Below are 21,250 nucleotides of genomic sequence, written 5' to 3' on the forward strand. Positions count from 1 at the left end.
GGCGACCGTCCCTTGAGGGGAGAGAGACCTCGTCGTGTCGGTCGCCACACCCAACATACCGCACGTGACAAGAGTGACAAACTTTATCCCACATTGGGAAACAATTGGCAATTGTTTTACTGACAAACTATGGGGAGGCCCGGGAGCACGAGCATCGCTCTACTCCCGGGCCTCCCCATTCGTTCCGTTCGGCCCGGAACCTATCAGGTCACCTGACCCACGCACCCGACGTGTCAAAGACGTACGTGCGTCCGTTGATCGTATGGGTGCCGGTATACATGGCACCATCCGGCCCCAAGTAGTACCAAGTATCGCCCAAGCGCAGCCACCCGGTCGCCATCGCACCCGAGGAGTTCAGGTAGTACCACGAGCCATCAACCTGTACCCAACCCGTCGCCATTGCGCCGTCAGCATTCAGGTAATACCAGGAACCACGATCAACCAACCAGCCGGTGTGCATCACCTTGGTCACCGGGTCCAGGTAGTACCAGTAGGGGCCACCATAAGCGCCATCACGCACCCAGCCGCCCACGAGAGCACCCTCGGAGTTCGCGTAGACCCACTCACCGCTCGGCCGCCGCAGGAAGCCCGTGGCCATGTAGCCGTTGGGACCGAAGAGGTAGTCGGAGCCGTTGATCGTGAACCAACCGCCCTTCAGGTAATCCGTTCCGCTCGCGCAGGCGTACCACCATCCGGTGGCGTCCTGAACCCAGTGTCCGCCCGCGGGGTTAGTGCACGGAGCCGTCACCCCCTCATTATTGGAGGGCAAGTCGATCGTGGTGGCCTCCGAGTGGTTGAGACCGTAGTCCCAGGCGAGCAGGTAGGGGTGCGCAATAATGTCGCCCTCGCCGCCCTGATCGGCCCAACCGAGCTCAAACTCACCCAGACCGATACTTAGGCTCTCGCGGTACCTACCTTCGCTGTACCACTGGTGGGCGTCATCCTCACTAACACTGCGGTAGAACCACAGGCCACTGCCGGGGTCGTGCAGGGTAAAGCCGGCGATGGGTGACTCGTCACTGATTTCCAGATCGAGAACGGGGCCAGCCATATCATCGAGGTCCACGCTTGCCCGCTCGATGACCGGAGGCGTCGTATCGACGCGGAAGTCGTAGGAGATGGACTGCTCGGTCGGCGAAGGACCGTCGTTGCGTGCTGAAATCGTTAGCTTGTACGCACCGTCAGGCAGGTTCTTGAACTCATCAGAGTTCAAGTCCAGGCCTCTGGACTTGTGGTCCTGCTCCACCGGGTTCATGACCCCATTGGATCCCATGGCTGACTTCCAGTTCAAGTGCGACTCGAAGGACGCGACGACCTCACCGGCTTCGTTCGTGTAGGTGGTGGTCATCGTGTGCACGGACCGCAGAGTGCCCGTACGCGGATCGATAGCCGTGGGAGCACCAGGGGCCGTCGAGCGTGAAATGACGTACTTGTCGGACTGGGGACGAACAGTACGCTCCGACACCTTGCGCAGGGGGTTGAACCCAAGCAGGTCCCCGTTCCTACCGTTGTAAATGCCCGAGGCGAGGACGTGTCCATCACCCTCAGAGGCCAGCTGATCGAAGATCGCCGGCTTGCCCCAGTCACCATAGAAGCCCATGTAGGGAACGGTCAGGTCGGGCTGACCATCGGTCTTCGAAGCGAAGCGTACGAAGCCCTCGAGGAAGGTGCCCGAGGGAGCATTGTCGCTGACGTAGCGCGCGAATTCGCTGCCGGGCGTGACGTCGATACCGACAGTGGCCTCACCGCCTCCGGGGACTGTTACGGTCGCGCCCTCGCCGGACGCGGAAGCCGCGCCCGAGTAGGAGATTTCCACGCCACGGCCTCGCCAATCAGAGGAACGCTCCGTGAAGAAACCGTCCGTCACGATGTCAGAAAGCGCCTGTGAGTTCATTTCGTAGGTTGCAGGCACGTCAGAGAGATTGTTCAAAGTGACGTCGAAGTGCCAGCCGTTCGTTCCGTCACCCAGGTCCGCCTTGGGCCGGGAAGGTTCAGGCGCGCCCGCGACGCTCGGGTACACGGACGAGGTCGTGGCCGCCAGAACATTGACCAGGCCGGAACCCTGCTTACGCGGGGAGTAGTAGACGCCGGTGTCCTGGAGGGGATCGACAACGGGGGTCGCGGTGCCCATGAGGAGGTTTTGGACCACGTCAGAGCGCTGTCGGGCACTCATTGACGCGAACATCGGGTCGGATTGGACACGCTGCAGGACGACGGCGCTCGCGCCAACGAGCTGGGGCGTCGCCATGGACGTGCCGGACATGAATCCGTAGGCACCGTCAGGCACTGAGGAGTAGATGTTACCGCCGGGGGCGGTGACCTCCGGCTTGAGACGCAGGTCGGGGGTGACCCCCCACGAGGAGAAGTCCGACATCGCGTACTTGTTGCTCGGAGCCATCGTCATGCCGTCAACGAGCGTCAGGTGATGGTCGTCAGCGGCCAGCATGGCTTGCCCGTCCGCCTGCGAGATGAAACCGGCGGGCACGCCCAGGGTCGTCAGGCTCATGACCATGAGCGCGTCGCCGGGGACGTTGTTGTAGACGAGGACGCCGGCTGGGTTCAGGTCAGCGAGGTTTGACACCTTGTCGTCGAAGGTGAGCTTGCCGCGAGAGACCAGCACGAACTTACCGGCCAGGCCGTCCGGATACTTTTCCCTGAGGGCCGTCGCGTCGTCCTGGGAGGCGATTCCTCCGTCAACATACTCGTAGTCACCGGGCGCCAGTTCGGAGATGGAGGCGATTGTGCCGCCACTCTCCGCGCGCGCACGCTGGTAGGCGATGTCCTTGCCCGCAGCCTTAAACCCGTTGGCTTGCAGCATGTTGTTCAGGGAGGCCACGGCGACGACGGGGCTGTACGAAGCGGGCTCGTCCAGGGTCGAGGAGTCGGGGTCGGACGCGTATGCCAGGTTCTTGCCGGAGGTGTTGCCGTAGCCGGCAGAGAACTCGTTGCCGGCTGCTGCGTCGACAATGATGCCCTTGTCCTGCAGGTTTTCGAAGACGCCTGCGTACAGCGAGTCGGCTGCGTTATCCATGCCGGCGGTCTGGCCAAGCGACAGGTTCACGACATCGGGATGCAGGACCGCCATGTCGTCAAGAGCGGCGATAATCGCGGAGTCCGGGATACCACCGCCATCACGCTCAACCTTGGCGACGATGATTTGGGCGTCAGGGGCAACACCCATAATCTCGTCGGCGTTGGCCGCGGCAATACCCGCCACATGCGTGCCGTGTGGGTCCGACGGTGACGCGTCGTTGTCATCGTCCGCGTAATCGTAGGCGAAGGGGAATTTCTCGCTCACATACACGCCGGTCTTACCCCCTCCGAGCGTGGGAGTCAGGGCGGCGACACCGTCAGCACTCAGTGCGGGAGCACCCGTCAGGGCGCCGGCGAAAGCCGGGTGGCTCATGTCGACTCCCGTATCGATAATGGCGACGACCTTACCTTGCCCCTTTTGGGACACCTGGTCGGCGTGCATTATGACCTGAGCACTGAGGTTGTCGGGGTTCTGGTCGGGCAGGCGGGAGGCCTCGAATCCGCCTTCAGCATCAACCGACATGTCGTCGGTGACCTGCATTTCGCGGTCAAGGAATGCTCCCTTGACGCCGCTCACGGCCCGGATTGCGTCCAGCGATCCAGCGGGAGCGTCCAGGGCGAATCCCGTCAAGGTGTTCGAGTATTCGCGCGTCACCTGAGCGGTAGAGCCCGGGAAAGACTGGGCCACGACCTGGTTGATCGAGGCGAGTGCACCCGCGGGGTCGACCCCATCATCGAGCTGGACGATGATGCTAACGACGCGCGCCGGATCCTCTCCGACCGGGTCCTGGGAGGAGGGGGCGACCAGCGTCTCGCCGTTCTTCGAGGTCAGGGCCGTAGCGAGATCGCCCACGGGCAGGGCGGGGGCGTTATCGCTCGTTGCAGGCTGCGGGCCGGCCAGGCTAGGGTCGGCCTGAGGGGCAGGCGTCAGCGGCGACGCGAGGGACGCAGGCGTCGCCATCGCGAGCGCACACGCGCCGACGAGCGCGAGGAGCGCCACTGGTTTCTTTGATGTCATGTACGTAACTCCAATGTTGTGACAGACGACTGGCTAGCACCAAGCGGTCTTCGACCTATCGGTAACTCCACGGTACAGTACCCGCGGGTGTGTGCGCAGTCACTGCCATTTTGTGGGATGGAGCATGGGTGAGGCCGGGGCCGGGTTGCTCGTGGTGAGCGTTCCCGGGCCCCGGCCTGGTGAATCAGAAGCAGCCAGCGTTAGGGCCGCAATACTCCGGACGTGTCAAAGGAATACGTCCGACCGTCAATGACCTGCGTACCGGTCACCATCGCGCCGGAAGGAGACAGGTAGTACCACAAACCACCAAGCTGGAGCCAGCCGGTGCGCATCACACCCGAAGAGTTCAGGTAATACCACAGCCCATCAACCTTGACCCACCCGGTGTGCATATCACCGGAGGCACCCAGGTAATACCAGGAGCCGCGATCAAACAGCCAGCCCGTAGCCATCACCTTCGTAGCGGGATCCATGTAGTACCAGTACGGCCCACCGTAGGCACCGTCGCGCACCCAGCCACCCACAAGAGCACCCTCGGAATCGGCGTACACCCACTCCCCGCTGGCGCGCTTGAGGAACCCGGTCATCATGTAACCGGACGGACCGAACTGGTAGTCGCGCCCATTGATGGTAAACCAGCCGCCCGTCAGATAGTCAGTCCCGTTCGCGCACACGTACCACCAGCCCACGGCATCCTTGGCCCAATGACCGCCCGCAGGATCCGTGCACGGCAAGCTCACGCCCGGATTACCGGTAGGCAGGTTGATCGGGAAGACCTCGGAGGGGTTGAGGCCGTAGTCCCACGCGAGCACATACGGGTTGGCGATCACGTCACCGGTGCCACCCTGATCACTCCACGCCTGCTCGATCACGCTCATCGGAATCTCCACGTGGTAGCTGTAGGTACCATCGGCGCCGACGCTGCCCTCATCCTCGGTGAAGACGTGGCGGTAGAACCACAACCCATCAGCCGGGTCATGCAAATCCACGCCAGCCAGAGGCGAAGCATCCGCAACATCAAAGGAAACAACCATGTCATCCCCCTCCCCCTCGTAAGCCAGGTTAGAAATGACAGGCGCCGTGGTGTCGAGACGGAAATCGTAAGAAATAGACTGCTCACGCTGAGACGGCCCATCGTTGTGGGCAGAGAGCGTCAGCTTGTACGCGCCGTCGGGCATGCGCGCGAACTTCTACGCGTTCGCGTCGAAGGCCGTGGAGTCGTGGTAGGCCTCGACCCACGTGTTCTCCTCGGTGCTGGTCAGGTAGATGGACTTCCAGTTCCGGTGGTTGGTCGCCGAGAAGACCGTCTCCCCGGCCTCGTTCGTGTAGGTGCTGGTGAGCGTGTGGACGCTGCGCAGGGTGCCGGTGCGGGGTTCGAGGACCGTGGGGGCGCCCGAGGCCTCGGACCGCGAGATCACGTAACGGTCCGCCTTGGGCTCTCCGGTGCGGTCGGCCACCTTGATGAGGGGGTTGTACCCGAGGGAATCCCCGGTCACCCCATTCACGATGCCTGAAGCGAAAGTGTGCGCCCCACCCGTCGATGCGAGCGCGTCGAAGATGGGAGCCTTCCCCCAGTCGCCGTAGAAGCCCAGGTAGGGCACGGCCAGGTCGGGCTGACCATCGGTCTTCGAGGCGAAGCGCACGAAGCCGTCCAAGAACGTGCCGTTGGGCGCATTGTCCGCCACGTAAGAGGCGAACTCGGAACCGGGCGCAATATCAACGCCGACGGTGGCCTCGCCCGAGGCCGGCACCGTGACGGTCGCGCCCTCACCCGAGGCCGATGCCGCGCCGGAGTACGTCATCTCCACGCCACGGCCTCGCCAATCCGAGGAGTGTTCCGTGAAGAAGCCGCCGTCCACGATCTCGGACAGGGCCTGGGAGCTCAGCTCGTAGGTCGCGGGCGCCGCGCCGAGGTTGTGGAGGGTGACGTCGAAGTGCCAGCCCGTCGTGCCATCCCCCAGGTCGGCCTTGGGGCGGGAGGGCTCGGCGGCGCCCACGACGGTCGGGTACACGGACGAGGTCGTAGCGGCCAGGGCATCCACGAGGCCCGCGCCCTGCTTACGCGGGGAGTACAGGGCCCCCGAGGTCTGGGCGGCGTCGGTCAGGGGACGCGCGGTTCCCATGATGAGGTTCTGAACCACATCAACCTGCTGACGCGCGCTCATCGAGGCGAACAGCGGGTCGGACTGGACGCGCTGCAAGACGATCGCGCTGATGCCCGCCATCTGCGGGGTCGCCATCGAGGTGCCCGACGTCTGCTCGTACGCACCGTTCGGTATAGCGGAGAAAACGTTGCCGCCGGGCGCCGCGATCTCCGGCTTGAGGTGCAGGTCGGGGGACACACCCCACGAGGAGAACTCCGAGGCCTCGTAGGTGGTGGACTGGGGCAGGACCTGGCCCTCGGCGATGGTCAGGTGGTGGTCGGCGGCCGCCAGCATGGCCTGCCCGTCGGCCTGGGAGATGAACGCGGCGGGCACATCCTGGGTCGTCAGGTTCATGATGATGAGCGAACCGACCGAGACGTTGTTGTAGACGAGGACGCCCGCCGGGTGCAGGTCGTAGAGGTTCTCGACCTTCTTCTGGTAGGTCATCTTGCCGCGCGAGACGAGCGCGATCTTACCGGACAGCCCGTTCGGGAACTTCTCCTTCAGGGCGGCAACATCCTCCTCGGAGGCGAAGCCGGCGTCCACGTACTCGTAGGTGCCGGCGGGCAGGTCGGAGAAGTAGGCGACCTTCTCGCCGTTCATGCCGCGCGCACGCTGGTAGCCAATATCCATGCCGGCGGCCGTGAAGGCGTTACGGATGAGCGCGTTCTCGACGGAGCCGACGGCCACGACCGAGGGGTAGGTGGCGGGCTCGTCCATCACGGAGGTGTCGGGGTCGGAGGCGTAGGGCAGGCCCTTGCCGGAGTTGTTGCCGTATCCGGTCGAGAAGGCATTGCCTGCGGCCGCGTTGACGGTGATCCCCTCCTCCTGGAGCTTCTTGTACACGGTGTCGTAGACCGAGTCGGCCTCGTTGTCCATGCCGGCCGTCCACCCCAGCGACAGGTTGATGACGTCGGGGCGCAGGACAACCATGTCGTCGAGGGCTGCCAGGAGGGACGAGTCCAACAGGGCGTCGTCCTCGCTGCGCGTCACCTTGCCGACGATGATCTGCGCGTCCGGGGCGGTGCCAACGATCTTGTCGGCGTTGCCGGCGGCGATGCCAGCGACGTGCGTCCCATGGAATCCGGAGCCGCCCTCGCGCGGGGCGGCATCCGCGTCGTCATCCGCGTAGTCGTAGGCGAAGGGGAACTTCTCGTTGTAGTAGATACCGGTCTTGCCCATGCCCAGCTGGGGGGTCAGGGCCTCAACATCGTCCTCGGACAGGCCGGGAGTACCCGATAGAGCAGGGCTGAAAGCCTGGTGCGTCATGTCGACACCCGTGTCGATGACAGCAATGACTGTGCCTTCACCCTTCTGGGTCACCTGATCGGTTCGCATCATGAGCTGGGCGCTCAAGTTTGCGGGATCTTGCCCCTCCGTTCGCGCAGCCTGCGTGCCGCCCTCGGCATCGACGGCGGCAGCGTCGTTCACGTGCCCTTCACGCTCCAGGAACGCCGCCTGAACGCCGTTCGCGCGGCGGATCGCGTCCAGGGCGCCGGCGGGTGCCTTCAGGGCGAAGCCGTCAAGAGCCTTGTTGTACTCGCGCTCCACACTCGCGGTGGCTCCGGGCAACGTCCCGGCCACGGCCTCGTTGATCGAGGCGAGGGCGCTCGCCCGATCGGCCCCGTCCTGCAGCTGGACGATAATGCCGACCAGGCGCGCCGGATCCTGGCCGCTCACCGTCACGTCAGCATCGGGCGTAGCAGTCTCGCCATTCTTTGAGGTCAGTGCAGTGTCAAGATCACCGACAGGCAGGGACGAGGCCGAGGTTCCCTGGTCGGGTTGCGCAGGAGTTGGTGGCGCCGCGAGGGTCGCCGGGCCCGTGACTGCGAGTGCGCAGGCACCGACGAGCGCCAGGAGGACAGCTGGTTTCTTCATTGACATAAGCCTTCTCCAATGAGTGTCACAGACAGCTGCCGACAGTGTGGTTGCTCCCACGTTGCAGCCGCCAGGGACAACGCTACCGGAAAAGAGGCAACTGACAATCACCAGAGCGCTAACGAAACTATTAAGACAATCTAACGTGTCAATGGGCGGGACCCGGAAACACGCTCATGCTGCATTTCCGAGCCCCGCCCGTTCACCGTGTGTTGACAGTGGTTACTTGACCCACACGCCGTTGGCGTCCAGGTAATACCAGGTGCCGCCCAGGTTGATCCAACCCGTCGCCATCGCACCCGAGGAGTTCAGGTAGAACCACCGACCATCGAGGTCAAGCCAACCCGTCACCATCGCGCCCGAACCGTTCAGGTAGTACCAGGTGCCACCCAGGTTGAGCCAACCCGTCGCCATCGCGCCGTTGGCGTCCAGGTAGTACCAGGTGCCGCCCAGGTTGAGCCAACCCGTCGCCATCGCGCCGTTGGCGTCCAGGTAGTACCAGGTGCCACCCAGGTTGAGCCAACCCGTGACCATCGCGCCGTTGGCGTCCAGGTAGTACCAGGTGTTACCAAGCTTGAGCCAACCCGTCGCCATTACGCCGTTCGCGTCGTGGTAGTACCAGGCGCCAGCTTCATTGATCCAACCGGTGCGCATGTAGCCGTTGACATCGAAGCGGAAAACACGTCCGCCGATCGTGGCCACGGTGTCCTTCGGGTAGGAACCGTCAGCGTTCACGTACCACCAGCCAGTCGAGTTCTGCATCCAGGTGCCCTCGGGCGTGGGCTGAGGCTGCGGGTCCGGCTGAGGCTGCGGGTCCGGCTGAGGCTGCGGGTCCGGCTGAGGCTGCGGGTCCGGCTGAGGCTGGGGATCCGGCTGAGGCTGGGGATCCGGCTGAGGCTGGGGATCCGGCTGAGGCTGCGGGTCCGGCTGAGGCTGCGGATCCGGCTGAGGCTCAACCCATGGCGCAGGCGCCTTCGCGTCCTGCTTCACAGACTTCACAACGGCGATCGTCGTCGCCGTTGCCTCGGTTCCGTCGGGTAGGGTGGCGGTCAGGTTCACCTGATCCCAGTCGATAGCGTTACCGCCGGTGATCGTGGCACTCTTGCCGTCCTCTGCCACGTTCAAAATGACAGCGCCACCGTACTCCAGGCCCCAGGACAGGGTGGCGTCCTTGAACTTCTTGGGCAGCATCGGCGTCAGGGTGACAGACTCGCCCTCGTCAAGATCCACACGAAGGCGATTGAGAGCAATCTCGTCCTCGCCCAGCTCGGTGGCGCACACCTGGACGCTCGCCATCACCGGATCAAAAACCATCGGATCCAAGTAGTCGGCGACAGCACGAACGTCCGTGCAGCCTTCCTTCTCCGCCGTCACGAGGCCTGATGCATCATCGACAGTCAGGATGTCAATATCATCGGCGGTCCAGTTGATCACCGTCTTGTTTGCGTTGTCAGGCTCGTGGGTGACGCCAATGTTCGTCTGCTGACCGACAGTCATGTTGAGCTGACCGGACTCGATACCAAAGTCGAGGGAGGTCATCGCGATGGGTTCAATCGCGATGTCAGCGCGCTTCGAAGGCTTCCCGTCGCTCCCCCACGCGACGAGCTTAACGGTCGCAGGTAGGGCCTCCGTGTGGCCTGCCTTGGTCCAGGCCGCCTGAATGTCGGAGAACTTGATTTCAAAGCTGTAGTGATGGACGCCATCGTCAGTGACGTTGCCGGGGAAGTCGACAACTCGATGATAAAAGATCGCGTCGGTCGACGGATCGCGCAGATCGATGCTGGACAGGCCAGGGTTGTCATCGACCTTGAATGTCACGGAGCCGCCGAGACCCTCACTGATGGTCTTGACCTGAGAAACGGTGGGGCCATACATGTCGGGGGCGGGCGCCGCGTGCGCGGGTACGCCGAAAGCACCGGACGCCACTACCGCGCCGGTCGCCAGGGTCGCTAGGAACGCCCTGTGAATTAACTGGGTCATACTCACTCCAATGTTGATCCAACGAACTATTCCAGCTGGTTAGGCTTGGGGTTCGTAATGCGAACGGTACTGCGCAAATGAATACCTAGCAACGCATTACTCACTTACCATCGTATAATTACAAGTATATTTGCGGAGTTAATGCGCGCACTATTGCGCTTTTCTCTACCACATGCAGCCATATTCCTTACCACTGCACATATGTTCGTTTTTACACACACATTTTCTCAGCACGCGATACATGCAAAGCGCGATTATTCCGCCACTACACTCGCCGGACTATCTGGTCAGTATGCTCACGCATCGACACGTACTGACACCACCTGAATCCACGGCCACACCCGTACGACGCCTATGAGTCTCGACCCGCGCACCCCACCGCGACGAAGACACACGCAGCGCGCAGCTACTGCCGGTCCGACAGCTCCAGGTTCGCACGCACGACAACGCCGATCCGTTCAACCATCGAGTCATCAACCCAGGACCCATCGAGCGCGTCCAGCCGAGGATGCGCCCCTTCTTCGCCAGGAAGACGATCAAAACCGAGAATTGCCCGCCACAGAGGGATGAGTTCCTCGTGGTAAGTGTGCCCATGTCCGCCGGGGGCAGTACCGGCGACGGGCAGGTCAGCAAGCACCTGAATGTAGGTGACGAAGCGCGTGAATTCAACGGAACGGGAGACGTCACGCCCCGCGCGTTCGCGCAGCCAGTCAGGCTGCGTCCAGATGAGCTTGTTGTTCCACCACACGACAGGGTCCGAGGGATGCTGGGCATAGACGATGCGCGGGAACCCCCACAACCCAAGCTCGCGCCCATACAGATCGGTACGCAGATCGGAAGGCTCGTTAACGAAGCGCACTCGGCGAGCGTTATGAACGACGGGGGCAACCTCGGGGCTGCCCTTGTGACGAGCATTCGTGAGTTCCTTGTGCATCGGCGTGAAGGCGGGGGTACCCACCCACAGGGCACCATCAACGCGGGTGAGCGCGTCCTCAACGGACGCAAACACAGACTGCGACGCGAAAGCGCCGAGGGACTCACCGCACACAAACAGCGCAGGACGGTCGGCCTCGTCCATGAGATCCAGCTCGGCGCGAACCGCCCGGAACAGTGCGGCGGAAGCCTCCTTAGCAGGTTCGAGGCCGGTAAGCCAGTTCAGGGCAGAAGGCACGTACGAGTATTGCAACGAGGCCGTGGCGCAGTTGCCGCGCGTGAGGAACTCGAGGGGTTGGACCTGCCACTCATCGACCCAACCCGAACCAGTAGAAGCAGCGATGAGGATAACCGCGCGCGTGAATGCTCCCGTGCGGCGCAGCTCAGCGACGACAGCGGAGACAGCCTGTTCGATGCCGTTCCCACCCGTGGGCAAACCGGCGTAGACGCGGATAGGTTCCATGGCCTCGCCTCCGCTCACCTGCGCGATGTCGAGGCGGGAGGGACCGCGCCCAAGGAAAACGCGCCCCTGCCCGCCCACGGATTCCCAGGTAATGGGGGACGCCGGGGACGCAGAGCGTTCAGGAACGAATGGCTTGTAGATGCCACGCGCGGTACGCATGTTCATCTGTTCGGCCTTGTGTCGGAAGAAACCGATGCCGCCACGCAGGATGACTTTCGACGTCAGGAAAAACATGATGACAAACAGGATGGCGATGCCAGCAATCACTGCGGCAGGGAGTGGCATGTACTTAGCCAGGTACACGATGAGGGCGCGACCCACACGGCTGAACCCCTCGACGATAGCGAGGAGCGTCCATGCGACGACGACCGTACCTGCAGTTCCTAGAAGGTAGTCGCCGAAGGTTTCGCCCGGCATCTTCACGAGCGTCGATGCGATGCGGGCCCGCCGATACGACTGGATAACTGCGTACATCCACCAGATGGCAAAGAGAGCCGCTGCGGTCGCGCGGAACCCAATTTCGACCGGTTCGGATGCGCGGATTGTCAGGCCGGTGGCGCGGATGATCAGTGTCCCCAGGTTCTGTACGACGACGCCTGCGACATAGCCACCGGCGACGAGGATACCCGAGGCAACCGCGTGCCACGCCCATGAGCGTGCCATGAGTGAGGGTGACACACTCACCGCGTACATGGCGAACGCCGCGATCACTCCCAGAAACGACAAACCCATGACGCCCATTGTGCCAGGCACTGACGGTGTGTTCAGGAGAGGTACCAGCCCCGGGTTCCCATTAGCGAACGCGTGTCCCAACGCGGAAAGTTACCGATCGGACGCTCCAGTGTGTGATGCCGCGGGAGATGCGAGCGATGCTGAGCAGGAGAAATGCTGCGCAGAGGTGACCAACCCTGCCGCATTCTTGCCACCAGGTTAAGGATTCACATACACTGGAAAGCGTTTATTACTGGGAGGTGACGATGTCTCTGTTTGAGGACGATCCCGACGCGATCCGTCGTCAGGAGCGCCAGGTTCAAGAGCAAGCAGAGCGCGCCCGCGTGATGCGCCAACGAATTGAAGCGATCCAGGGTGTGGGCACGTCACCAGACGAGCGCGTCGAGGTGGTCGTAGACTCCGGTGGGACGCTCCTCGGAATTGGCATCGAAAGCGTGTCCAACGAGGTATGCGAGGCGATCATGTCAGCGTATGCCGCCGCGCGCCGCGACGCCGGCGAACAGGTCATCAGCGCCTCGCAGGAAGCTTTTGGTGAAAACTACGCGGGCATCGAACGCATGCGTTCCCTGTACGGCGTGCCTGACCCGCAGGATTCGAACGCCGACACATCGGATCCTTGGACCGCCCTGAGAGGGCACTGACCATGTCGGAGAACCTGTCAGCCGATCCGTCAGCCATCAGGGCGCACGCGATGCGGCTCTCCTCGTACCAGGGCGACCTTGAGCAGGCGTCCGACGCATTGCGGGCGGCCGCCGCCTCCACAGGCGCTTTTGGAATGATGGTCGGCCCCATTATTGCCCCCCTTTTCCAGCTCGTCGAGGCCGGTGAGCACCTCGCGATCAGCGGAGCAGGCCTCGCCCTGGACAAGCTCTCGCAGTCCCTGATCGCGAGCGCGCGCAGCTTCGAGGCGCGCGAGGCCTCCTCGTCGGCGTCCCTGAGCCAGGCCGGCTCGGGTCTGGACGGAGGGTACCGTGGCAACTGACGGCACCAATCCCCTGGTCGCACAGCGTCAGGACACCACGTCGACCCTGTCGGGGGCCGGCGTCTTCGACGACATCCAACAGCTCAGCGAGGCGATCGACAACAAGTCGTGGGTCAGCGGCGCGCTGGCTGGCGTCGCGCTGGGCGTCGACACGATCGCCTACGTATCCGATCCTCTGGGCACACTGATGGCCTGGGGCATCGGGTGGGTCTTCGACCATATCCAGCCCTTCAAGGATTGGCTGCTCCAGCTCGCCGGTGACGCGGATCAGCTGCGCGCGAACGGGCAGACATGGAAGAACGTATCCGCGACCCTGAAGGCCGCGGCGGATAACATCGAGAAGGATGTTCGTTCGTCCTTCCCCGAAGGGTCCTTCACGGGAAGCACCGCGACCGCGTACTTCGCCGCGTCGGGTGCCACCACGAAGGGCATAGCTATGACGGGGGCGCTCTCGGGAGCGGTCGGGACCGCCTACGACGTGTGCGCGGTCATCATTCAATTCGTCCACGACTTCGTCCGTGACGCGATTAGTCAGGTCGTTGGTTCGATCCTGTCCTACGCGGCGGAGTTGGTCGCTTCCTTTGGGACCGCGTTCCCCCTTGTGATGGAACAGATCTCCACCAAGGTCGCGTCCCTGATGGGCAGCGTCTCCAAGCGCATAACGGCCCTGAAGGAATCCCTGTCGGACCTTGGAACCAAGCTGACAAAGGGCGACGAGCTACTCAAGACCTTGAAAGAGTGGCTTCACAAGCTCACTCACGGGGACGCGTCCACTTCTCACGGCGACCTTCCTGCTGATAGCGCGCCTCGTCGTTCCTCATCACACCCAACTGTCACCGCCGCTGATCTTGATGCTCTGCCCCAGGCACCAACGAACCCCGGAGTTAACTCTGAGGCACTGAATAAGTGGGCTGATGAGGTCGCCGCCGCCCACCCAGCGTTATCGAGAGACGAAGTGTTAGCAGCCTACGATTACTCCACTTCCAACTACCGCAACATCAACGGTTGGCTCCGTGATTCGTCGCACCCCGTCTCTCCCCAAATCCCCAAAACTGTCGACAACCTCAATAGCCTGCTCGACAAGTTACCCTCACACGAGGGAACGGTTTACCGCGGAACACAAGTCCCCACGGAAACACTTGAGCAAGCACTCAGATCAGGGGTGTACAGCGATCCGGCTTTCTTGTCGAGCAGTACTGACGGTGGAGTAGCGCGACGCTTCATGCAAAGCGGTTACCCCGATCCCGGCAGCACCAAAGTCCTCTTTGAGATCGATGGCCATTCGGGGTCTTCCATCCAGCGCATGTCTCAAATCCAACATGAAGCGGAAGTGCTCTTTAAGAGCGGAACAAAGTTCGATATTCTGGACTATCGAATCGATCCATACACCGGCTATTACTTCATTAGAATGGCGGAGCAGTAACAGGACGTCTCACTATGCCCATCGCTTATAACGGAAACGTTGACGGCGTTCAGCTGTGGATACCAGACCATCACTGGTGGGACAGCCCCAGCATATGGCGCCTTCCCAAGCGCCCAGAGGACGGCGAGCTTGACTGGAGTCGCCTCTTCCAACACCAACGTGACATCATTCGACGTTTCACAGCCACACTCCGTTCGTTATGCGGCTTGTCTACGACGCTGCCCCCGGTCCCCTTCCAGCCCTTCGGCAAGCCCAGCCCAAAGGGGTGGGTCATGCCTATTGGTACTGACACGAACGGCATCCTCACCTGCAATAACCGCACGTATCACGGCTCAATTCGCTCGCATCATCCAATTAAGGGCACAAACACTTTTGCCCTCCTCGTCGATATACCGCCCTGCGAACCATGGTTCATCGTCCGTGCTGATGGATACGGCTGGCACACGAACCCACGGGCATGCAACACACGAGTCACATCAATCTGGGTGGACGTACTCGTCTGGCGACACACCTCTCAGTTTGTCCTCCCGATGAGCGAGATCACGATGCCTCCCGAGGTATCCAAGGCCTCGTTTCGTACGATTTATCCCGACCGTTACCCAGACGATTCTCAACTCTATGGAACCGCCCCACTCATCAGTCTGCCCTCGGACGAACGCATCGAGGTAACCAGTGTTCCCACGTGGTGGCAAGACCGACTCCTGTGGCAGCAGTTCCTAACACCCGCCGCATCTGACCCGGACTCCTACCGCGCAGCCACCAAGTCTATTGACGAGCGCCTCGCATACGAGTGCCTCACCCACTATGCACACCTTGTGCGCGACTGGACCAGCCCCTACGCTCCTTCACCCCGCATGATCGAACACTCTCATCGCCGGCAGGACAACCGATGATCAACGACAGCGCTAAGAATCTACTGGCACTTCTCAATTCTTTGCCACCCGCTCCCTCGGTGACTTTCCGCGGCCACATCGATACGTCCGTCACCAAGCCTCGGGCGATAGTTTCCCCAACACTGACGGCCACCTCGCACAGCATCGCCATTGCAACGAACAACCTGGCAAGGCCACAGGTCGCCGTCTTTGTGGGCGCGAACGGGCGCGACCTGTCACCCGTCATGGCGGGCGCGCCTGGCTGTAATCTCCAAGAAGTTACCTACCTGCCGGGCACGTACTTCTTACAGCACACATGCCAAGAGTTTTCGGGCATTACAATCCAGGTCTTTGAAGAAATGCAGCTCGCCTCGGGCGGTGACGCCCTTAGGCCCGCACGTAGCCTCGATTCGTGGGATCCGATCCTCATCGTCCTTGAACCCGCACTGCGCGCCGCCCGCGCCCACCGCCTCGCTTTGCCCAAGGGGGCCTCGGATCGATTTTTGATTCCCATCCAGTGACGCCGGGCTGTGGCCGACCACATCGCCGATTCCCTCGGCGCCAAGAGCACGAAAAGCACAGAGGAACACGCATGACTACATTCATTGACCACGCTGGCGCGGCCATCGTCTCGCGCAAAGTTGTCGAGCGGACAGGCAACATCAAGTGGCTGACCCGCGAGACGCCCATCGCCCCGCCAGATACCGGCTGGCGCGTCCTATCCGACCGCGACACTGATGAATACCTGTCGAATCCCGCGAACATGACCGTGGTCGACTTCAACGAGCTGTGCGAGCTCGAACCCGCCTGCATCGGCATCTACAACCTCCCGGTCGGCTCCGACATTCAGCTCGTCGTCGAACCCGACGGTCGTCGCCGTTGGTTCGACAACAAGACACAGCGCGAGATCACCTTCGGGTAGCGAACCGCGACCCTCACTCGCCCTCGCGCTCCCCAACCCACACCAGCGTCGTGTATGGGATCGTGACCCCCTGCCCAGGCGCGTACCCCAAATGCCGATAGAGGTACCAGCGCAGGTTCGCTTGCATCCGATCCCGCCCAGCCTCGGAGGAACGAATATACGAGGAGCGCGTCGTCCCCAGCGTCAGGATCTGCTCCGGCGTCATGACATCCTCCCACACGACCTGGGTGAGGCGCATGGGCGCGAATCCGCCGCCCGGCATCGGCGGGCGATCGGCCCGGTGCACGTCCCCAGAGCGCATGATGCGCGTCAGGCGATGAACCCAGGGAACACTCACGTCCATCTGGTTCCAGACGATGCCCAGCACACCCCCGGGCGCCAGAATTCTTGCCGCTTCAATACCCGCGCGCTCGCTGTCCACCCAATGCCACGACTGGGCAAACACGACGATGTCGAACGATGCGTCCGGCAATCCGGTCGCTTCCGCAACACCCTCGTGCCACGTCACACCCGGCATTGACGAGGCCTGGGCGCGCATCGCCTCCGAGGGCTCGACCGCGTCCACGACGGCCCCCGCACGCGCCAGGAGTTCGCTCATCTTGCCCGTGCCCGCCCCGATGTCTGCGACCCGCAGGCGACCAGCTAACGGCATGCCGCCGACTCCCTCACCCCGCGCGGGCGCATCATCTGCCTGGCCACTCACCACCCCACCCAGTGCGGGCGCGGCGCCTAAGAGCGCGGCCACGGCCTCGTCCGGGTAGGCGGGGCGCACAGCGTCGTAGGCGCCTCCCTCACCGACGAACGGGTTCACCTCGAGCGAAGCGGACACTGCGTTCGGCATCGTCTCGTGATCCCCGTATTGCTGCCACGCAGGAGTGGTGTGCGCGCGCCCTGCCATGGCCTCGTCCCCCGACGCGCTCACAGGAGCGAGCTCCACAGTCGGCACACGTTGTCGACGTAGTGCACGTGCCACGGCTGGTCCCGCCACTCCTCGTAGGTCAGCTCGCGCGAACGCGCACGGTTGCGCTCGTCGTTACCGTGCAGCAGCTCGACCAGGCGCGCGTCGTCGGCGACGAGCGTGATCTCGTAGTTGAGACCGAAGGAACGCACATCCATGTTCGACGATCCGATGGCGCACAGGCTGCCGTCGACGACCACGTACTTGGAGTGCAGCATCGTGGGCTTGCGGTACAGGTGGATGCGCACGCCCGCCGCGAGGAGCATCCCGTAATACGAACGCTGTGCGTGCCCGACCAGGAATTGGTCGAATTGCTCGGAAAGGAAGAGCTCGACCTCGACGCCGGACAGGGCGGCGTTCGTCAGTGCGGCGATGAGCGCTTCGTCGGGGATGAAGTAGGGGCTCGCGATGGACACGTGGGTGCGCGCCGAAGACACCATGTGCACGAAGGCCCGCAGGTTGGGTTCGTCTCGGAACGCCGGGCCCGAGGGGATGATCTGCATCGACGAGGCCGGGGCCTCGTCAGCTGCCTCCTTCTCGCGCGTGTCCTTCTCGCGCGTAGTGGGCGGGGTGAGGTCGGCGGGGGTGAGGACCTCCCTGCTGGCGTAGTACCAGTCGAGGGCGAAGACGGCCTCGATCTGGGTGACGATCGACCCGGTGAGGCTCACGCTGGTGTCGTCGTAGGTGATGCCGGCTTTCTGGAAGGAGGGCGTGTCGTAGTCGGGGGCCACCAGGTTGTGGGATCCGATGTAGGCCTCGCGCCCGTCGACGACCAGGATTTTGCGGTGGTTGCGCAGGTCGGGGCGGCGGATGTGCCCGCGCAGGGGCGCGAAGGGCAGCATCTTGTGCCAGAGGATCCCCATGTCGTCGAGGCGACGCCGAAAGGCCTTGTGGCCGGGGATCGTGCGCAGCCCGTGGTGGTCGACGAGGAGACGGACGGTGACGCCGCGGGCCTTCGCGCGTTCGAGGGCCTCGTAGAAGGGGGCCGTGTACTCGTCCCACGACGTCTGGAAGTAGAGCGCGTTGACGTGGTGGGTCGCCCGGTCGATGCTGGCGGCCATCTGCCGGAAGGTCTCGGCCGTGTCGTTGTGAAGAGCGACGACGCGCCCACTGGAGGCGGGGAAGCCAGTGAGGGAGCCGGTCAGGCGCATGAGCGCGGCCGCGTCGTCGTCGACGTCGGGCGCGTCGTGGGCGGTCGGCTCGGGCGTGGCGGAGCCTGCGAGGATTGTGTTGACGAGGGCACTGGCCTCAGGGTCACGGTCGAGGCGGCGCCCCATGGCCCACCAGGATCCGAAGATGATGTAGAGGGGGACGCCGAGGAGGGGCCACAGGAAGATGAGGAGCAGCCACGCGGTGGAGGTGGAGGCTCGGCGGCGTTTCGGGACGACGCCGAGCGCCACGATACGGATGGCGAAATCGACGGCCCCGAACAGGAGCCACGCCCACATCGGAGGTTCGGGGGGCGGCGTAAACATGTGCCTAGTTTATCGAGCGTCCCAGATCCTGCGTGGCCCAGCGCTGCCAGTGTGGCGCGTAGGTCGCCCCGTCGCGCGCGAGCGCCCGCCTGCGCCGCTCGGCCTCGCCGGGGTCTGCGATCCACACCGACAGGTCGGCTTCGGCGTCACATGCGCCGCAGCCCTCGATGATCGTGGGGGCCAGGGGGACCTCGACGGCGCGACCGCTTGTGTTGGTCTCCCAGTCCCAGGTGACGTAGGACGAGGTTCTGCCTTCCCGCAGGTCGGCGGCGATTCGACGGGCGACTTCGGCACCCTGGGCGAGGCCGTCCCACCCCGGGTACCAGTCGTCGAGGTGGAGGATCTGCCAGCCGGGCAGGAGGCGCGCGAGGGCGGCGGCCAGCGTGGACTTGCCGGAGCCGGAATAGCCGTCGATGGTGACGACGGGGACCCGGCGGGGCGCGCGTTCGTCGGGCGCGCTCGCCCCATCCGCGTGCCTATCGATCGACGAGGTCGGGGCGCCCTGATGCGCACGCTCGGTCCCCGCGTTTGTTCCCACGCACTGTGACGAGGCTGGGGCCGCCTCCCCAGCAAGCGCGCGCAGCCGGGGAGCAAGGTCGCGCGCGGCCTTCTCGGGTCCTGTGGTCATGGGGACGGTGACCCTCACTCCCCTGCCCGGCGCCGCCGCGTGGGGCCCCGACTGACCGTTCACCGACACTTCAGCCGACGACATGGGTGGTTGGCTCATACGGGGTTGCGTCCCACGTGCGAGCGCTGACCGCAATGACGGCGACCGGGCACGTGCCGGCCTCGCCTCGATCAACACGCGGAATCGCCTTGTCGAGGCTCGTCACGGTCGTCGTGGTCAGATCGAGTGGCAGGGCCAATTCCCACTGTCGCGGGGTCCTCTTCTTCGCTGGGCAACGCGTCGCGCAATACACCTCATCCACGCAGACGTTGCGATAGTCTGCCCATAAGTCACACGCAAGATCAAGAAGTGATGGGCGGTCTTTCGTGATGATGACTGCGCCGTCGATCAGGCCGTCCTCGTACCAGGCACGGTAGGCTGCGAGATCGCGGTCGAGATTCCCATCTTTCGCATTCCATTCCACGTCGACCAAAACGCGCCCTTTGCGGTTATCGACCCAATAGGAAGGAGTCTCACTGTGGGGTAGCACCTCAATTGCGCGCCATCTCTCGCGATATTCGATGTACCCTTCACGCTTGACGACGTATTTACATTCCGCCCATCCGCGTTCCCGAAGCTCCCCATTGAGACGGTCGGCCATTGCGGAGTTATTCCCACCAGCTCGAAGTAGGAGGTTCGCCGAAAAGCTAAAATCATCCAATACGTCGATAATATCCATCCACTCATCGCGGGCGACAGCGGCGAGAACGCCACACGCATTTCTCACTTCAAAGAATGAAAACCTATCACGGACGCTCGGGGGAACAATATCCGGGTTATCATACGACGCTGTCTGGATCATTTCGTCATCGTAACACGGCCATCGGAGGCGACTGCCGCATGGGTGGCGCCACGCAACACGCCTCAATTTAGATCTATATTTAGATCTAAATGGTACTACCATGGGGGCATGACAGATGAGCCCTACGCCCCCCTGCCCACCATCGCGGGTGGCTTTTCGACGGTCCTGTCGGACCCGCCATGGCGATTCCAGAACCGCACAGGCAAGGTCGCACCCGAACACAAGCGCCTCGGCCGCTACGGAACCATGTCGCTGGATGCCATCAAGGGCCTGCCCGTGGCTGACGTGGTGGCGCCCAACGCACACCTGTACCTGTGGGTTCCCAACGCGCTGCTCCCCGAGGGCCTCGACGTCATGTCCGCCTGGGGATTCCGATACGTCTCCAACATCGTCTGGGCGAAGCGACGCAAAGACGGCGGCCCCGACGGTCGCGGCGTCGGATTCTACTTCCGCAACGTCACCGAACTGCTCCTCTTCGGCGTCCGAGGCAGAATGCGTACCCTTTCCCCCGGGCGCCGCCAAGTCAACATGATCGAAACCCGCAAACGCGAACACTCCCGAAAGCCAGATGAACAGTACGACCTCATCGAGGCCTGCTCACCCGGCCCCTACCTCGAGATGTTCGCCCGCTACCCCCGAGCCGGCTGGTCCGTGTGGGGAAACGAAGCAGACGAGAGCATCGAACCGCAAGGCCGTGTCTACAGCGGCTACGCCGGCGGGAAGATCGAGCGTCCCCTCGCTCCCCTCCCGATGCTCGACTCCCACCAGCGCCTGCCCCACGATTCAGAAATCGCAGTCAGCGCGCAGCTGCGACGCCAGTACGAGGAAGGCGCATCGATCAGCGATCTCGCCGCCCGCTACGACTACTCGATCGCCCGCGTACGCCGCTACCTCACCCTGGCCAACACCCCGTTGAGGCAGCGCGGAGCACGCCCCCAGGTGGCGACCTCAGGCGACTAGGTCGCGGG

At 63.3% G+C, this 21,250-nt stretch carries 14 protein-coding genes and 1 pseudogene; 7 read left to right on the plus strand and 8 right to left on the minus strand.

What is annotated here, in order from left to right; all coding sequences use genetic code 11:
* Positions 1-208: 208 nt before the first annotated feature.
* The 4 genes and pseudogenes from RYL44_RS00275 to RYL44_RS00290 all read right to left on the minus strand — a co-directional run bounded on the left by RYL44_RS00275 (position 209) and on the right by RYL44_RS00290 (position 12,190).
* Entirely contained in the window at positions 209-4,051 is a 3,843-nt protein-coding gene (locus RYL44_RS00275) for a S8 family serine peptidase (RefSeq protein ID WP_314974720.1), read from the minus strand.
* Between the two features lie 200 nt (positions 4,052-4,251).
* Positions 4,252-8,079, minus strand: a pseudogene (locus RYL44_RS00280) (S8 family serine peptidase).
* Positions 8,080-8,295: 216 nt separating this feature from the next.
* On the minus strand, positions 8,296-10,053 hold the full coding sequence (locus RYL44_RS00285) for an Ig-like domain-containing protein (RefSeq protein WP_314974721.1): 1,758 nt from the start codon (positions 10,051-10,053) through the stop codon (positions 8,296-8,298).
* A 406-nt stretch (positions 10,054-10,459) separates the two neighbouring features.
* Entirely contained in the window at positions 10,460-12,190 is a 1,731-nt protein-coding gene (locus tag RYL44_RS00290) for an alpha/beta hydrolase (protein WP_314974749.1), read from the minus strand.
* 236 nt (positions 12,191-12,426) lie between these two features.
* Here RYL44_RS00290 and RYL44_RS00295 point away from each other — a divergent pair, with 236 nt between their 5' ends.
* From RYL44_RS00295 to RYL44_RS00320, 6 genes are all read left to right on the plus strand, one after another.
* Positions 12,427-12,822 (plus strand): YbaB/EbfC family nucleoid-associated protein, encoded by a 396-nt coding sequence (locus tag RYL44_RS00295; RefSeq protein ID WP_314974722.1) that lies wholly within the window; start codon positions 12,427-12,429, stop codon positions 12,820-12,822.
* A 2-nt stretch (positions 12,823-12,824) separates the two neighbouring features.
* On the plus strand, positions 12,825-13,163 hold the full coding sequence (locus RYL44_RS00300; RefSeq protein WP_314974723.1) for a type VII secretion target: 339 nt from the start codon (positions 12,825-12,827) through the stop codon (positions 13,161-13,163).
* Positions 13,153-14,586 carry an ADP-ribosyltransferase gene (locus RYL44_RS00305; RefSeq protein WP_314974724.1) on the plus strand — a complete coding sequence of 478 codons (1,434 nt, stop codon included), beginning with the start codon at positions 13,153-13,155 and terminating at the stop codon, positions 14,584-14,586. Before RYL44_RS00300 ends, RYL44_RS00305 begins: the two co-directional genes overlap by 11 nt.
* A gap of 272 nt (positions 14,587-14,858) precedes the next feature.
* Positions 14,859-15,479: a hypothetical protein gene (locus RYL44_RS00310; protein WP_234968783.1), complete on the plus strand. Its 621-nt coding sequence runs from the start codon at positions 14,859-14,861 to the stop codon at positions 15,477-15,479.
* Positions 15,476-15,979: a hypothetical protein gene (locus RYL44_RS00315; protein ID WP_276740212.1), complete on the plus strand. Its 504-nt coding sequence runs from the start codon at positions 15,476-15,478 to the stop codon at positions 15,977-15,979. Before RYL44_RS00310 ends, RYL44_RS00315 begins: the two co-directional genes overlap by 4 nt.
* Before the next feature lie 71 nt (positions 15,980-16,050).
* The gene (locus tag RYL44_RS00320) at positions 16,051-16,380 is read left to right on the plus strand and encodes a DUF2185 domain-containing protein (protein WP_276740210.1); all 330 of its coding nucleotides are present in this window, start codon (positions 16,051-16,053) and stop codon (positions 16,378-16,380) included.
* Between the two features lie 13 nt (positions 16,381-16,393).
* Here RYL44_RS00320 and RYL44_RS00325 read toward each other — a convergent pair whose 3' ends face one another.
* Genes RYL44_RS00325 through RYL44_RS00340 form a run of 4 tightly spaced genes read right to left on the minus strand, consistent with a single transcriptional unit; the run spans position 16,394 to position 20,282 of the window.
* Positions 16,394-17,302 (minus strand): class I SAM-dependent methyltransferase, encoded by a 909-nt coding sequence (locus tag RYL44_RS00325; protein WP_314974725.1) that lies wholly within the window; start codon positions 17,300-17,302, stop codon positions 16,394-16,396.
* Positions 17,299-18,813, minus strand: a complete 1,515-nt coding sequence (locus RYL44_RS00330; protein WP_314974726.1) for a phospholipase D-like domain-containing protein — start codon at positions 18,811-18,813, stop codon at positions 17,299-17,301. Before RYL44_RS00330 ends, RYL44_RS00325 begins: the two co-directional genes overlap by 4 nt.
* Before the next feature lie 4 nt (positions 18,814-18,817).
* Positions 18,818-19,540 carry a nucleoside/nucleotide kinase family protein gene (locus tag RYL44_RS00335; protein WP_314974727.1) on the minus strand — a complete coding sequence of 241 codons (723 nt, stop codon included), beginning with the start codon at positions 19,538-19,540 and terminating at the stop codon, positions 18,818-18,820.
* Positions 19,512-20,282: a BglII/BstYI family type II restriction endonuclease gene (locus RYL44_RS00340; RefSeq protein WP_073983718.1), complete on the minus strand. Its 771-nt coding sequence runs from the start codon at positions 20,280-20,282 to the stop codon at positions 19,512-19,514. The genes RYL44_RS00335 and RYL44_RS00340 overlap by 29 nt, the downstream gene beginning before the upstream one ends.
* 108 nt (positions 20,283-20,390) lie before the next feature.
* Here RYL44_RS00340 and RYL44_RS00345 point away from each other — a divergent pair, with 108 nt between their 5' ends.
* Entirely contained in the window at positions 20,391-21,242 is an 852-nt protein-coding gene (locus tag RYL44_RS00345) for an MT-A70 family methyltransferase (RefSeq protein WP_314974728.1), read from the plus strand.
* Positions 21,243-21,250 lie beyond the last annotated feature (8 nt).

The sequence above is a fragment of the Actinomyces bouchesdurhonensis genome (genome assembly GCF_963540955.1).
GTDB lineage: Bacteria > Actinomycetota > Actinomycetes > Actinomycetales > Actinomycetaceae > Pauljensenia > Pauljensenia bouchesdurhonensis.